General features: G+C 72.2%; 11 protein-coding genes. 4 read left to right on the top strand and 7 right to left on the bottom strand.

Going from position 1 to position 15,023, the window contains the following annotated elements:
* Positions 1–8: 8 nt before the first annotated feature.
* Entirely contained in the window at positions 9–1,277 is a 1,269-nt protein-coding gene (locus ABZO29_RS08750) for an MFS transporter (protein ID WP_367319575.1), read from the bottom strand.
* 382 nt (positions 1,278–1,659) lie between these two features.
* On the opposite strand from ABZO29_RS08750, the gene ABZO29_RS08745 reads away from it, so the two are divergent.
* Positions 1,660–3,711, top strand: a complete 2,052-nt coding sequence (locus ABZO29_RS08745; protein WP_367319574.1) for a phosphocholine-specific phospholipase C — start codon at positions 1,660–1,662, stop codon at positions 3,709–3,711.
* 65 nt (positions 3,712–3,776) lie between these two features.
* Entirely contained in the window at positions 3,777–4,598 is an 822-nt protein-coding gene (locus tag ABZO29_RS08740) for a phospholipid scramblase-related protein (protein ID WP_367319573.1), read from the top strand.
* A gap of 6 nt (positions 4,599–4,604) precedes the next feature.
* Here the strand turns inward: ABZO29_RS08740 and ABZO29_RS08735 are convergent, their stop codons facing one another.
* Together ABZO29_RS08735 and ABZO29_RS08730 are read right to left on the bottom strand one after the other, a co-directional pair.
* The gene (locus tag ABZO29_RS08735; RefSeq protein ID WP_367319572.1) at positions 4,605–5,546 is read right to left on the bottom strand and encodes a hypothetical protein; all 942 of its coding nucleotides are present in this window, start codon (positions 5,544–5,546) and stop codon (positions 4,605–4,607) included.
* A complete protein-coding gene (locus tag ABZO29_RS08730; protein ID WP_367319571.1) occupies positions 5,543–6,370 on the bottom strand; it encodes a phosphatase PAP2 family protein in 828 nt (275 codons plus the stop codon). The genes ABZO29_RS08735 and ABZO29_RS08730 overlap by 4 nt, the downstream gene beginning before the upstream one ends.
* Before the next feature lie 221 nt (positions 6,371–6,591).
* On the opposite strand from ABZO29_RS08730, the gene ABZO29_RS08725 reads away from it, so the two are divergent.
* Positions 6,592–7,206 carry a TetR/AcrR family transcriptional regulator C-terminal ligand-binding domain-containing protein gene (locus tag ABZO29_RS08725; protein ID WP_367319570.1) on the top strand — a complete coding sequence of 205 codons (615 nt, stop codon included), beginning with the start codon at positions 6,592–6,594 and terminating at the stop codon, positions 7,204–7,206.
* Positions 7,207–7,357: 151 nt separating this feature from the next.
* Here the strand turns inward: ABZO29_RS08725 and ABZO29_RS08720 are convergent, their stop codons facing one another.
* The gene (locus ABZO29_RS08720; RefSeq protein WP_367319569.1) at positions 7,358–8,365 is read right to left on the bottom strand and encodes a DUF2510 domain-containing protein; all 1,008 of its coding nucleotides are present in this window, start codon (positions 8,363–8,365) and stop codon (positions 7,358–7,360) included.
* Positions 8,366–9,021: 656 nt separating this feature from the next.
* On the opposite strand from ABZO29_RS08720, the gene ABZO29_RS08715 reads away from it, so the two are divergent.
* Positions 9,022–11,703, top strand: coding sequence for an AAA family ATPase (locus ABZO29_RS08715; protein ID WP_367319568.1), 2,682 nt, complete (start codon positions 9,022–9,024; stop codon positions 11,701–11,703).
* A gap of 10 nt (positions 11,704–11,713) precedes the next feature.
* Here ABZO29_RS08715 and ABZO29_RS08710 read toward each other — a convergent pair whose 3' ends face one another.
* From ABZO29_RS08710 to pcaB, 3 genes are all read right to left on the bottom strand, one after another.
* On the bottom strand, positions 11,714–12,505 hold the full coding sequence (locus ABZO29_RS08710; RefSeq protein WP_367319567.1) for an SDR family NAD(P)-dependent oxidoreductase: 792 nt from the start codon (positions 12,503–12,505) through the stop codon (positions 11,714–11,716).
* A 64-nt stretch (positions 12,506–12,569) separates the two neighbouring features.
* Entirely contained in the window at positions 12,570–13,688 is a 1,119-nt protein-coding gene (gene pcaD / locus ABZO29_RS08705; protein WP_367319566.1) for a 3-oxoadipate enol-lactonase, read from the bottom strand.
* On the bottom strand, positions 13,685–15,016 hold the full coding sequence (gene pcaB, locus ABZO29_RS08700; RefSeq protein ID WP_367326082.1) for a 3-carboxy-cis,cis-muconate cycloisomerase: 1,332 nt from the start codon (positions 15,014–15,016) through the stop codon (positions 13,685–13,687). The genes pcaD and pcaB overlap by 4 nt, the downstream gene beginning before the upstream one ends.
* Positions 15,017–15,023: the final 7 nt, after the last annotated feature.

Genomic DNA, 15,023 nt, shown 5'->3' with positions numbered 1-15,023 from the left:
CCGGGTCCTCAGGTCAACTGTTCCGGCAGCGGCCGTGGATCGACGGCCCCCGCCCGACGCCGGGCAGCGGCCCGGAGCCCCGCCGCAACCACAGCCGCAGCGAGCCCGAGCACCCCCACCGCACCGGCCAGACTGCCCACCGCCGACTCGCCTGCGAGCAGCACGAGCGGGCAGACGAACTCCCCGCCGAAGAAGGCAGCCGTCCACAGCCCCGTGCCGCGGCCCCGGTCCTCGAACGCCAGCCGGCCCATCGCGCTCGTCAGCAGGGCCGGCAGCAGCATGCCCGTACCCACGCAGTTGATCACCGCTCCCACGACCAGCGACGGCGCGTTGCCCGCGAGGAACATCACCCCGAACCCGACCGCGCAGACCGCGAGAACCGCGGGCAGCATCGGGTCGGGCGAGCGCTTCAGCCGGGCGAAGGCGATCGCCCCGCCCACCGTGGCCGCACTGGCGATCGCGGTGGCCAGACCGATCACGCCGGAGTTCTTCACCCCGAGGTCGTCGAGCAGGTACGACATCTCGACCGGCACGGTGTAGAAGACCATCGCCCCGAAGAACGTAAGGGCGCAGATACCGGCCAACTGCCGCCAGGGGAACGGACGCCGGGCCCCGGCGACCGAAGCCTCCTCGTCGGCCACGCGTGCCGCGGGGTTGGGCAGCGCGGCGGCCATCAGCGGCGCCAGCACCAGGCTCACGGCGTACACGAAGAACGGCACGCGCCAGCCCGCCGATCCCGCGGCGCCGCCGAGCACGAAGAAGACGGTGGCCGACGCGGAGGCGCACATGGTCTGCAGGGCGAGGTACTTCACGCGCCGGTGACCGCTGTAGTAGTCGCCGATCAGGGTGGTGCAGCACGTCATGATCGCGGCCTCGGTGACACCGACCAGGGCGCGGCTCGCGATGATCGCGCCCAGCGACTCCAGCCAGAGCGGCGCCGTGCCGAACACGGCGTACAGAACGGTCGCCACGATCAGCAGGCGCTTGCGGCCCAGCCGGTCCACGATCACCCCGGCGAACGGGGCCAGCAGCGCCAGCGACAGCGCCGGCACGGTCAGTGCGAGGGGAACCAGCGCCTTGGCCCCCGGGACCGATGCGAAGTGGTCCTGCATCTTCGGCAGCACCGGGGCGATCAGCACCGCCCCGAGGATCGGCAGACAGCTGCCCGCCATCAGCAGGCTCACGCGCACCAGATGGGCCGGACCCGAGACGGCCATGGGTGACGCAGCCGTGTCGTCGAGCACGGCGGGAGACGGCGGTGGAACGGAACCGGGCATGGCTACTCCAGGGGACGGCGTACGGGAGCGGGCATGCCTTTCTCGGGCGCCTGGGGCGGCGCACGGCATGCTGAGGACGGTCGCGCGCCGGCGGCTGGTCCGGACAGCGGCGTGCGGTAGGGACGACTATGGGTCGTCGGGCGCCCGGTCGCCATCCTCTGCGCGATCCGAATCCCGTATCCGGGTCATCCACGCCGTGGATGAGCTCACCTCATGGCCCTTGGCGAGTTCTTGGGCCGCCCCTCATCTCGCGTATCGGCGACTTTCACGCGGGCGCCACCGGACCCTTCCCTGACGTTTGATGCTCCTGGAACACTCCAAGCGCGCGCATTCCGTCACGTCCGGCCGGTCGAACATCCTCCAGGGGAGAGGTCCCTCAGTCATGTCCGAAGTCAACCGGCGCAGATTCCTCCAAGTCGCGGGCGCCACCACGGCGTTCACCGCACTGTCGAACAGCATCCAGCGCGCCGCCGCCCTGCCCGCGAACCATCGCACCGGGTCGATCGAGGACGTCGAGCACATTGTCGTCCTGATGCAGGAGAACCGTTCGTTCGACCACTACTTCGGCAAGCTGAGGGGCGTCCGCGGCTTCGGTGACCCGCGCCCGGTGACCCTGCAGAACGGCAAGTCCGTCTGGCACCAGCCGGACGGCACGAAGGACGTCCTCCCCTTCCACCCGGACGCCGACGACCTGGGCCTGGCGTTCATCCAGGACCTCCCGCACGGCTGGAACGACGGACACGCCGCCTTCAACGGCGGCAAGTACGACAAGTGGGTGCCCTCCAAGGGCTCCACGACGATGGCGTACCTGACCCGCGAGGACATCCCCTTCCACTACGCGCTCGCCGACGCCTTCACCATCTGCGACGCCTACCACTGCTCGTTCATCGGCTCGACCGACCCCAACCGCTACTACATGTGGACGGGTTACACGGGCAACGACGGCCAGGGCGGCGGTCCCGTCCTCGGCAACGACGAGGTCGGCTACAGCTGGACGACCTACCCCGAGCGCCTGGAGAAGGCCGGCATCTCCTGGAAGATCTACCAGGACGTCGGCGACGGCCTCGACGCGAAGGGCAGCTGGGGCTGGATCGCGGACGCCTACCGCGGCAACTACGGCGACAACTCGCTCCTCTACTTCAAGCAGTACCAGAACGCCCAGCCCGGCGACCCCCTGTACGACAAGGCCCGCACCGGCACCGACGCCCGCAAGGGCGAGGGATTCTTCGACCGGCTCAAGGCCGACGTCAAGGGGGGCAAGCTGCCTCAGGTCTCCTGGATCGTCGCCCCCGAGGCCTTCACCGAGCACCCCAACTGGCCCGCCAACTACGGCGCCTGGTACATCGCGAAGGCCCTCGACGCGCTCACCTCCGCGCCGGAGGTGTGGGCGAAGACGGCCCTGTTCATCACGTACGACGAGAACGACGGCTTCTTCGACCACCTGGTCCCGCCCTTCCCGCCGGCCTCCGCCGCGCAGGGCAGGTCCACGGTCGACGTCGGCCCGGACCTGTTCAAGGGCGACAGCGGCCATGTCGCCGGTCCGTACGGCCTCGGCCAGCGTGTGCCCATGCTCGTCGTCTCGCCCTGGAGCAAGGGCGGTTACGTCTGCTCCGAGACCCTCGACCACACCTCGATCCTCCGGTTCGTCGAGCGCCGCTTCGGTGTGCGAGAGCCCAACATCTCGCCCTGGCGGCGGGCCGTCGTCGGCGACCTGACCTCGGCGTTCGACTTCTCCCGCAGGGACACCCGCCCGGTCGCCCTGCCGGACACCGACGGTTACGAGCCCCCGGACCACGACCGCCACCCGGACTACGTGCCGACCCCGCCCGCCAACCCCGTCCTGCCCAAGCAGGAGCGCGGACTGCGGCCCGCCCGTCCGCTCAAGTACACGCCGTACGTGGACGGTGCGATCGACATCGCCGCCGGCAAGTTCGCGCTCACCTTCGCATCCGGCGCGAAGGCCGGCGCGGCCTTCCTGGTGACCTCCGGCAACCGCACCGACGGCCCCTGGAGTTACACGACCGAGGCCGGAAAGACCGTCTCCGACGCCTGGAACTCGGCGTACTCGAACGGCTTCTACGACCTGACCGTGCACGGCCCGAACGGCTTCCTGCGCGCCTTCAAGGGGTCCAACAAGGCCGCCGGGCCCGAGGTCACCGCACGGCACCGCGGCGACGACATCGAGCTCACCTTCACCAACAGGGGCTACAGCACGGTGCATCTGAAGGTCGTGAGCGGCTACGGCGCACCGGCCGTGGCCTTCACCATGCGGGCCGGCGCCACCGTGCGGCACACCTTCGACCTCGCGACGAGCAGGCGCTGGTACGACCTGAGCGTCACGTCCGACACCGACCCGGCCTTCCTGCGGCGATTCGCCGGACATGTGGAGAACGGGCGCCCCGGTGTGAGCGATCCCGCGGTCATCACGGAGTAAGAGCCTGAAGTCCGCCGTATCGAGGGACTGGTCGGCTCCCGGTGGGCTCGGGGTAGTGTGCCCCGGTGACCACGCATTCGAACACACCTGCAGGTTGGTACCCGGATCCGCACGGTGCGCCCCAGACCCTGCGCTACTGGGACGGCGCCCAGTGGACCCAGCACACCAGCCCGGAGCAGCAGGCCCAGGCTGCCCAGCAGGTACCGCAGCAGGCCGCGGGCCCGGACCCGCGCGTCCAGCGGCAGGTGCAGCAGCAGGCCGGGGTCGCCCCGAGCGGCCCCGGCGGGGGCACGCTGTTCAGTGAGCCGGTCCTGGTGGTGAACCAGAAGGCCAAGCTGATCGAGCTGACCAACGAGTACAAGGTCATGGATCAGAACGGCAACCAGATCGGCTCGGTCGTCCAGGTCGGGCAGAGCGCGCTGAAGAAGATCCTGCGCTTCGTCGCCAGCATCGACCAGTACATGACGCACAAGCTGGAGATCCGCGACGCCCACGGTCAGCCGGTGTTGCTGCTCACCCGGCCGGCGAAGATATTCAAGTCCCGTGTGATCGTGGAGCGTCCGGACGGACAGCCGGTCGGCGAGATCGTCCAGCAGAACGTCTTCGGGAAGATCAATTTCTCGATCAACGCGGGCGGCCGGCAGATCGGCGCCATCAAGGCCGAGAACTGGCGTGCGTGGAACTTCGCGATCGTCGACCACGCGGAGAACGAGGTCGCCCGGATCACCAAGACCTGGGAGGGCCTCGCCAAGACGATGTTCACGACCGCGGACAACTATGTCCTGCAGATCCACTACCAGTTGCCCGAGCCGCTGCTGAGCCTGGTCGTCGCGACGGCCCTCACCGTCGACACGGCGCTCAAGCAGGACGCGCGCGGGATCGGCTGACGCCCGTCACAGTGGAGTGAGATGCCCCGGTTCGGACGCCGGCCGGGGCAGCAACGCCGGTTCGACCGAGGCCGATCCGGGCTCCAGGGCCAGGACGGCGGCCACCGGGTGTTCCTCGTGCGGCGCCGGATCGGGCGTGGCCCGGGACAGCAGCACCACTCCCCACGACGCCAGCCCCGCCCCCGCCAGCGCGAGGAGCACGCCCGCCGCCCCGCCCTGCAGCCCCTCGCCCAGCAGCGTGAGGCCGATCACCGCGGCGGCGAGCGGGTTCGCCAGCGTCACCACCGCGAGCGGCGCGCCGAGCCCGCCCCGGTAGGCGGTCTGCGACAGCAGCAGTCCGCCCGCCGCGAAGGCCGCCACCAGCAGCGCCACCCCCACCACCTGCCAGCTGAGCAACGGGCCCGAGCGATCGGTCGCGGCCACCGTCACCGTCTGGGTGAGCGCCGACGCGACACCGGAGGCGGACCCGGACGCCGTCGCGTGCCGCAGCCCCGGCCGGGTTCCGGGCCGTGCCAGCAGACCGATGAGCGCCGCCGTGACACCGGCCACCGCCAGTGCCTCGGGCACGCTCAGCACCTCGTCGGGCGCGGACCCGGACGCCGTGACGAGAATCGCGGCGAGACCGGCCAGCGTGTACGCGGTGCCCCGCCACTCGGCCGCCGTGACCCGCCGGCCCGCGACCCGCGCGCCCATGGGCACCGCCGCGACCAGGGTGAGCGCGCCGAGCGGCTGTACGACGGTGAGCGGACCGTAGTTGAGGGCCACGACGTGCAGCAGCGCGGCCGACGCGTTGAGCGTCACCGACCCCCACCACGCGACGCTGCCCAGCAGCCGCAGGGTTCCGGTGCCGGAGGACCGTGAGGCCAGCCGTTCCTGGGCGACGGCCGCCGCCGCGTAGGCGACCGCGGAGAACAGCGACAGGACGACGGCGACGAGGACGGCGCTCATCGGCCCGCTCCCACGAGTGCCTGCTCGTCGAGGGCCTGCTCGTCGAGCGCCTTCTGCCTCGCCGGTACGAGCTTCTGCGTGCCGCGTCCCGCCGTCGTCACCGTGCGCCTCGGTGCGTGGATCACCGCGAGAGCGAGGCCGAGCAGGGCCGTCGCCACGATCGCGTCGAGCCAGTAGTGGTTCGCCGTGCCCACGATCACCAGCATTGTCAGCAGCGGATGCAGTAGCCACAGCCACCGCCACCTCGACCGGGTCGCCACGATCAGGCCGATCGCCACCATCAGCGCCCAGCCGAAGTGCAGCGACGGCATCGCCGCGAACTGGTTCGACACGTGGTCGCTCTGCGGCGGGCCGTACACCGAGGGTCCGTACAGACGAGCGGTGTCGACCAGCCCCGTCGCCGCGAGCATCCGAGGCGGGGCGAGTGGGAAGACGAGGTGCACCACCAGGGCGGCGGCGGTGACCGCGGCGAGGACCCGGCGGGCCCAGACGTAGTGGGCCGGGCGCCGCAGGTACAGCCAGACCAGGAAGGCCACGGTGGCCGGGAAGTGGACGGTCGCGTAGTAGGTGTTCGCGATGTGCGCGAGGGTGTCGCCGTGCAGCAGCACCGACTGCACCGCGCCCTCGCCGGGCAGCCGGACCGCGCGTTCGAAGTCCCACACACGGTGCGCGTTGTGGAAGGCCTCGCCGGTGTGGCCCGTCGCCAGTTGCCGGCCGAGCTTGTAGACGAGGAAGAGCCCTGCGACAAGCAGGAACTCGCGGACGAGCGGCGGCCGCCCTACGGCTTCCGACTCCACTTCCGCAGACACTGTGCGCCCATACATCCCCGGCCCCTTCGCTGACCTCTTGCGTGGTGGTACGTGATGAGACCCGGGCGGCACCCCGAACTCATCGGTACGCGTCCGTGCCGAAACGAAAGCGTTCCGATACGCCAGTGTATCGATACGTCGGCGTTCCGGTACACTGGCGTATCGATTGACGTACGACACACTGGACCTGGGGAATAAACGACCGTCGAAGTGATCGAAGTGAGGGAGAAGAGCAGATGACGTCGCAGGCCGCGGACGGGCCGGAGACGGCCACCGCCTCGCGCCGCTCCAAGATCACGGCCGAGCGTGAGCAGGAGTTCTTCGACGCCGTCATCGAGCAGATCCGCGAGTGCGGATACGAGGCCGTCACCATGGAGGGCGTCGCGGCCAGCACGCGCTGCAGCAAGTCCACTCTCTACCGGCAGTGGAAGACCAAGCCCCAGTTCGTGGTGGCCGCCCTGCGCTCCCGCCGCCGCTCGCGCCTCGTCGGCATCGACACCGGATCGCTCGCGGAGGACCTGCGCGAGGCCGCACGCGCCGTGGGCCGGTGGTCGGAGACCGACACCCAACTGATGCAGGCACTCGGGCACGCGGTCCACCAGGACGTGGAGCTCGCGCAGGCGCTGCGCGAGGCGCTCATCGACCCCGAGATCGACGCGCTGCGGGAGATCCTGCGGCGCGGCGTCGAACGCGGCGAGATCGCCGCAGACCATCCGGCACTGGAGTACGTCCCCTGCCAGATGTTCGGCGTCGTGCGGGCCCGTCCCGTCCTGGACGGGGAGTACGCCGATCCGGACTACCTCGTCAGGTTCGTGGAGGCCGCCGTGCTCCCGGCACTCGGACTCGGCTGAGACCCAGGCCGCCGTCCGTGGGATGACCGGACGGTGACCTGCCCGCGCCGCACCGTGGGGACGGGGGCGGCGCGCACCCCCCCGGCCGGGTGGGGTTCCTCTTGAGCGGAGAGGCGCCCCATCCGGCCGACCGGTGTCCCGGGGTTTCGGATCAGACGTTCTGCCCGTTGCCGCTGCCCGTCGACACCTTGATTCCCTTGGTGATGTCGTCGATGACGGACACCTTCTGGTCGGCGTCGAGACCGAAACGGACCACGACCAACCGCTTGGAGTTTGCGGGCGAGGGGAAGACGAGCGACTCGACATAGCCGTCCGCACCCTTGCTCGTGATCGCCTTCCAGCGGACCAGATAGCCCTTCTGCCCGGCCACGGTCACCGCCTTGGAGGCCAGCACCTGGTGCGAGGTGATCTTGCCGTAGGTGGTGCCGCCGTAGGACTCCTCGGCGTTGGCGGCGATGTCCGCCTTGGCGATCTCCTCGGCCGTGGTGCCCTTGGTGCCGAGCAACTGGGCGGGCACGGAGTACGCACCGCCCTTCGTGCAGGTCTTCGACGTGTCGCCGGGGCACTTGTAGGTGTCGTTCGAGCTGACCTGTGCTCCGGCGGTGATCTCCTGGCCGTACCAGCCGTCCGGGATGGGAATGCTGATCCCGCTGATCGCGTCGGTCACCGAGCCGCTCTCGATCTTCGGCGCCTCGGAACGGCCGGGCTCCGGCGACTCACTGCCGGAGCCACCGCCCGAATCGCCGAACGGGCCACCCTGTCCGCCGCCGTCCTGACCGCCGGGGCCGCCCTGGCCCCCCGGGCCCTGCGCGGAGCCCGGGTCGTTGCCTCCGCCGTCGTCCTTCGTCAGCGCGTACACGCCGACACCGATGCTCGCGAGGACCGCCACCGCCGCGGCGACGGCGATACCGATGTGCAGCCCCCGCCGCCGGGCGGGGGCCGGAGGATGGCCGGGGTGTGCCGGGTATCCCGGATACCCCGGGTATGCCGGAAACGCTCCGCCGGTCGGCGCCTGCTCCGGGGGACCCCATACATCGGCCGACCCGGCGGGGCGGGTCTGCTCCGTCCATGCCCTACCGTCCCACCAGCGCTCGGTGGCGGGACCGTCATTCGTCTGCCCGGGGTCGGGGTACCACCCGGGAGGAGTCACCTGCGTCATGCCCCCACCGTATGAGGCGTCGGTGAAAAGGGGATGAGAGGGGATCGCGAAAGCGGGGTGGGCTCCGCCGAGGGGCGGATCGAGTGGGCGGGAGGAGAGGCCGGTTCGACCCCCACCGCCGGCCACCACCGGGCGAGGCCCGGTCTCCGGCGTGCCGCGTCGGCGCCTCGGTGGCAGCCCGTCGAGTGCCCCGGGCGCTCGGTCGGGGGCGAGGTTCTCAGGGCGCGTGCGGATGCCCGCAACGTGCTCGGGCCGCGCGGTCGGTGGTGGCGGACGTGCCGAGGCAGGCGTGCTCGGTGGCTGACAGGGCGTGAGCTCTGGGAGAGGCAACGGGCTTGAGTCCAGCCTGCTCCTCGTCCTCCCCGCTTCCGCTCCGGGCACCCGACGGGCCCCGCCCGCAGTTCACCCCCGCCATGCCCGCCCCCACCGGCAGCCGACCTCCTCCGTCACCCACCCCGGCCTGGGACTGCCGTCAATTCCCCGGCCGGCAATCGAAGTTGACGCTCCTCCAGGCCCACCGCGGGCTCCCCGCGTCGTCCCCGTGATCCTCCTTCACCCGTCCCGGCAACAGCTCCCCGGACCGCCCTCCGCTTCGGCTCACGGAGGGCTACGCTCGAGGTCTGCACGTCATTCGGGCGACTCGGGGAGGTAGCGGGATGACGGAGGTGCGGCCCATGGCGGCCTCCTCGGCCTCCCTGTGGGAGCGCGACGAGGAAGTCGCCGCCGTCGAGAGGGCGATCGACGTCCTGTGCGCCGACCGGTCGTCCGCGGGCAGCCTGCTGGTGTTCCGGGGCGAGTCCGGCCTCGGCAAGACCGCCCTGCTGACCGAGATCCGCCACAGGGCCGAACGACGCGGCTGCACGGTGTGGTCCGCGCGCGGCGGCGAGACGCTCAAGTCCGTTCCCTTCAACGTCGTACGGCAGTTGCTCCAGCCCGCCCTGGTGTCGCTGATGCCCGAGGAGGCCCGCGAGTACCTCGGTGACTGGTACGACATCGCGGGCCCCGCACTCGGTATCACGGACCCGGGGGAGCGCCAGGCCGACCCGCAGGGCGTGTGCGACGGTCTGGTCGCCGCCGTACGCAGGCTGGCCAGGCGTGACTGGCCGCTCGTCCTGCTCGTCGACGACGCGCACTGGGCGGACCAGGAGACGCTGCGCTGGCTCGCCGCCTTCGCCGAGCGCCTCGACGACCTGTCCGTGCTGGTCGTCGTCGCGCGCAGGCCCGGTGAGGCCGGCGGCGAGAGCGCCCGCCTGCTGGACGCGGTCGCCGCCACGGCCGGCCCCGTCACCACACTCAGTGCGCTGACCCCGGACGCGGTCGCCGGGCTCACCCGCGGCACCCTGGGAGAGCAGGCCGACGCCCCGTTCTGCCGCGAGGTCTGGGCCGTCACCGGCGGCAACCCGTACGAGACCGTCGAACTCCTCGCCAAGGTGCAGGACAGCGAACTGGAACCGGCCGAGTCCTCGGCCGTCGAACTGCGCCCCCTGAACCGCGCGGCCCGCGGCGGTGGCCTCGTCGCCCGCCTGGAGGAACTCGGCATCGACGCCACCCGCTTCGCCTGGGCCGCCGCGATCCTCGGAGCCGAGATCTCCGTCCACCAGGTGGCCAGGCTCGCCGGCATGAGCCGCGACGACGCCGCCCGCTGCGCCGAGCTCCTGCGCACCGCCCGCATCCTCACCGAGCCCGACCCGGCGAGCGGCCAGGCGGACGACGGCGAGCTGGAGTTCGTCCACCCGCTGATCGCGAGTGCCGTCTACAACTCCATCCCGGACGCCCTGCGCACCGCCATGCACGGCATCGCCGCCCAGGTCGTCGCCGACTCCGGCCGCGGTGGCGCGGCCGCCTCCCGCCACCTCCTGCAGGTCCACCCGGACGACGACGAGGAACTCGTCGAGCAGTTACGCGAAGCCGCCCGCGAGCACCTCGCCGTCGGCGCGCCCGACGCGGCCCGCCGCTGCCTCGAACGGGCCCTGCTCGAGCCGCCCCTGCCCGAGGTCCACGCGCGCGTGCTCTACGAACTCGGCTGCGCCACCCTGCTCACCGCGCCTGCGACGACCATCGGCCACCTGCGGACCGCGCTCGCCATGCCGGGCCTCGACGGGGATGAGCGCGTCGACGCCGTCTACCGCCTCTCCCAGGCCCTCCTGCACAACGACCAACTGGAGGAGGCCGTCCGCATGGTGGAGGCGGAGGCCGCCCGGCAGGCGCCGGGGCCTGCCAGGCTGCGCCTGCAGGCCGTGCAGTACATGTGGGAGGGCATCCACGCCTCCGAGGCCGTCTCACCCGGCCGCTCCGAGAGCCTCGCCGAACTCGCCCGCACGTGCACCGGGCGGGACAACTCCGAGCGCGCCCTGCTCATCCTGCGCGGCTTCGACGCCATGACCCACGGCGAGAACGCCGAGGAGGTCGTCGAACTGTGCGACCGCTCCCTCGTCAACGGCCGCCTCGCCCCCGGACTCGGCTGGACCGACACCGAGTGGGGCATCGAACTGCTGATGATGCTGGCCAGCGCGTACACCTACACCGACCGCCTCGACCGCGCCGACAGCCTCTTCAACGAAGCCCTGCGCGCCTACGAGTCCGCCGGCTGGAGCGGCGGCCACCTCGCGATCGCCCACGCATACCTCGGCCTCGGCCACCGTCGCCGGGGCCGGCTCAGGGAGGCGGAGGAGACCCTGCGCGAGTCGCTGCGCCTCGCCGAGCGCGTCGGCCGCGGTCTGCCCCTGTACTGGTCCGCGACCTGCAACCTGGTCGACACGCTGCTCGCCCGCGGCCAGGTCGACGAGGCATGGCAGGTCGCCGAGCAGTACGGCTTCGCACCGCCGTACCCGTCCACCATCGTGCTGCCCGACCCCCGCTCCGTGCGCGGCCGGCTGTTGCTGGCCGTCGGCCGCACCAAGGACGCCGTCAACGAGCTGGAGGCCGCCGAGAAGGCGGCGGCCGCCCGCGGCCACCACAACCCGGTGCTCGTCCCCTGGGCCGTCGACCTGGCCAGGGCCCTCGCCACGGAGGACCCGGCCCGGGCCGCCCGGCTCGCCGCCGACGTCCGCCGCCACGCCGAGCGGCTGGGCACGGACACTGCCATCGGCGAGGCCCTGCGCTGCGCCGCTTTCCTGGAGACCGGACAGCGCGCGGTGCGGCTCGCGGCCCAGGCGGTCACCTACCTGGAGTCCTCGCCCTGCCAGTACGAACATGCGGCGGCCCGCGTCGAGTACGGCATCGCGGCCCGCTCGGCGGCCGAGCTCAACCGGGGCCTGACCCTGGCGCGTTCGTGCGGCGCGGACGGGCTGGTGGCGCAGGCGCGGGAGGCGCTGCGGACGCTGGAGACGGGTCGCTGACCGCGGCGGGTCAGCCGCCGAGCAGCTGGTCGGTCACCGCCGCCAGCCGCTTGCGCGCTTCGGGGTCGTACGTTTCCTCGTGCGCCCGCGCCGGACGCGTCCCGTCGAAGTAGCCGCCCGTGCCCAGGTCGCGGGTGGCCAGCGCCAGCACGCCCGGCGCGCCGTCGGCGACGGTGCTCCACGGCGTGACGCCGCCCTCCCGGACCATCGCCGTGTCCATGAAGGTCGCCGGATGCAGCACGTTCACCGAGACGCCGGTGCCCGACAACTCCTCGGCGAGAGTGAAGGTATGGGTCGCGAGCGCGAACTTGCTGCGGCAGTACGCCGCGAAACCGTCGTAACCTCGGGTGAACCCGGGATCGTCCGGGTCGAGGGGTTCCTGACCTGCCGAGCCCACGTTGACGATCCGCGCGGGCGTGTTCGCCCGCAGCACCGGGAGCAGGGCGCGGGTGAGTGCGACCGGCGCCAAGTAGTTCACCGCCAGCCGCAGTTCATGCCCGTCGACGCTCACCTGGCGGGCCGCCCCGCGCGGACCGGAGCCCACGCCCGCGTTGTTGACCAGCACATCGAGGTCGGGATGTGCGTCGGCGACATGCGCGCCCAGCTCGCGCACCTGCGCCAGCGAGGCCAGATCGGCGACGAACCCCTCGGCGTCACCCTCGGTACGCAGCTCCTCGACCAGCTGCTCCGTACGCACCGGATCGCGGCCGTGGGCGAGGACGACATGACCGGAGCGGACCAGCTCGAAGGCGACGTACCGGCCGAGACCGGAGGTGGCACCGGTGATCAGGATGGTCGACATGCCTCCACCGTAGGCACGCGGCCACGGTATGTGCGAGGTGCCACCGAACCTACGACGGGCAGGGTCACTCTTCTTCTTCCGCCAGCACCCGCTGAGCGGTCGCGAACGCCGAGTTCGCCGCCGGGACACCACAGTACACGGCCGTCTGCAGCAGTACGGCGCCGATCTCCTCCGGCGTCAGCCCGTTGCGCCGCGCCGCCCGCACATGCATGGCCAGCTCGTCGTAGTGGCCGTGCGCGACCAGAGCGGTCAGTGTGATCATGCTGCGCTCGCGGCGGCTCAGCGTCGGGTCGGTCCAGATCTCGCCCCAGGCGTAGCGCGAGATGAAGTCCTGGAAGCGTGCGGTGAAGGGTGTCTGCCGGGCCTGCGCGCGATCCACGTGCGCGTCGCCGAGCACCTCCCGTCGCACGTCCATGCCCCGCTTGGCGCCGCCGTCGAAGTGGGCGCGCAGCGCGGTGAGCACGGCCTCCGGGCACTGCGCGGGCGCCAGGTGCGCGGCGCCCGGGATCTCGACGAGCGCGGCGCCGGGGACGGCGTCCGCGATCTCCCGCAGATGGGGCGGGGGAGTGGCCACGTCCTGGCGTCCGGCGATCAGCAGCGTGGGCGCGGCGATCTCGCCCAGCCGCTCCCGCAGGTCGAATGCGGCAAGGGCGTCACAGCAGGCGGCGTACGCGTCCGGGTCGGCGTTCCCCTGGTCCCGGACCAGTGCCGGCACGGTGAATCCGGGGGTGAACCACCGGGCATCGGCACTCTCCACGAGCGAGGCAAGCCCCTCGCTCCGCACCAGGGCGGCCCGCTCCTCCCACGGCTTCGAGCCGTTGAAGTGGGCCGAGGAGCAGATGACCGCCAGGGACGCGACGCGCTCCGGGTGGTGCACGGCCAGATGCAGACCGACGGCTCCGCCCAGCGACACCCCGGCGTACGCGAACCGCTCCACGCCCAGCGAGTCGGCGAGCGCGAGCACCAGCTCGGCGAGGTCGCCGACGGTGGCGCCGGGGCCGATCAGGTCCGCCGCGGAGCCGCCGTGTCCGGGCAGGTCCCAGCGGATCACCCGGTGGGTGATCGACAGCTCGGGCGCGATCTCGTCCCACAGGGCGTACGAGGTGCCCAGCGAGGGCCCGAGCAGCAGCGGAGGAGCGGAAACGGGCCCCTCGACACGGTGGTTGAGGAGTTTCTCGGTCAACGTCGCTCCAGAGCACGGTCGGTGAGGATTGCGGCGGCGCCCCGATAACGGGCCGGGTCGGTGAGTTCGTCGAGGTCGGCGTCCTTCAACTCGGGTTCCTCGGCGAGGAGTTCGGCCAGACTCCGTCCCTCCGAGTAGGTGCGCCGGGCCAGCTCCGTCAGGAGCGCCTTGGCGCGGGCGCGGCCGAGCACACCCGCCAGTTCGGCGGACAGCCGCTCGGAGACGATCAGCCCGTGGGTGAGACCCAGGTGCTCGCGCATGACGTCCGGACGGACCTGGAGCCCCTCGGCCAGTTCGGCGGCGTCCCGGGCGGCCCCGCCGGCCAGCCGCAGCAGATCCCGCAGCGGCTCCCACTCCGCGTGCCAGGCACCGGCCGGCCGCTCGTCCTCCGCCGCCAGAGCCCCGTACAGCGTGGCCGCGAGCTGCGGCGCACGTCGTGCCGCGGCCGCGATCAGGGTGGACCGTACGGGGTTCGCCTTGTGCGGCATGGCCGACGAACCGCCACCGCTGCCCTCGGCGACCTCGGCGATCTCGGTGCGGGAGAGCGTTAGCACGTCCGTCGCCACCTTGCCGAGCGCCCCGGCGGTGAAGGCCAGGCATCCGGCGAGGTCGGCGATCGGGGTGCGCAGGGTGTGCCAGGGCAGGAGGGGTTCCCGCAGGCCGAGTTCGCGGGCGTAGGCGGCGACGAGGGCCTGCGGGTCCTGCGTGCCGTACACGGTGAAGGCGGCCAACGTCCCAGCCGCGCCTCCGAGTTGGGCGGGCAGACCGCCTCGTACGGCCGTCACTCGGTCCCGCGCGTCGAGCACCAGCGACCGCCACCCGGCCGCCTTCAGCCCGAACGTCGTCGGTACGGCGTGCTGGGTGAGTGTCCGCCCCGGCATGACGGTGTCGCGGTGCCCGGCGGCCAGCCCGGCGAGCGCCCGCTGTGTCCGGTCGAGGTCGGCGAGGACCAGGTCCAGCGTGCGCACCGCGACCAGCATGGTCGCGGTGTCCATGATGTCCTGGCTCGTCGCGCCCCGGTGAACGTACGGGCCGTGCTCGGCGCCGACCGCCTTCGTCAGGTCGGCGACCAGGGGGATGACCGGGTTGCCGCCGCCGCGGGAGCGCTCGGCGAGGGATCGTACGTCGAAGCGGCCGGCGTCGGCCGCCTCGGTCACCACCGTCGCCGCCTCGCTCGGGGCGAGGTCCAGGGCGGCCTGGGCGCGGGTCAGCGCCGCCTCCGCGTCGAGCAGAGCCTGAAGGTAGGCCCTGTCGGTGGTCGCGGCCGCGGCGGGGGAGCCGGCCCACCCGGGGGCGAGCAGGCCGGCGTCGGACTCGGCTGGGGGCACCTCCCGC

Origin of the sequence: Streptomyces sp. HUAS ZL42 (assembly GCF_040782645.1) — a bacterium.
Lineage (GTDB): Bacteria > Actinomycetota > Actinomycetes > Streptomycetales > Streptomycetaceae > Streptomyces.
Note: the sequence above shows the minus strand (reverse complement) of the source record. Positions and strands in the feature narration are given on the sequence as shown.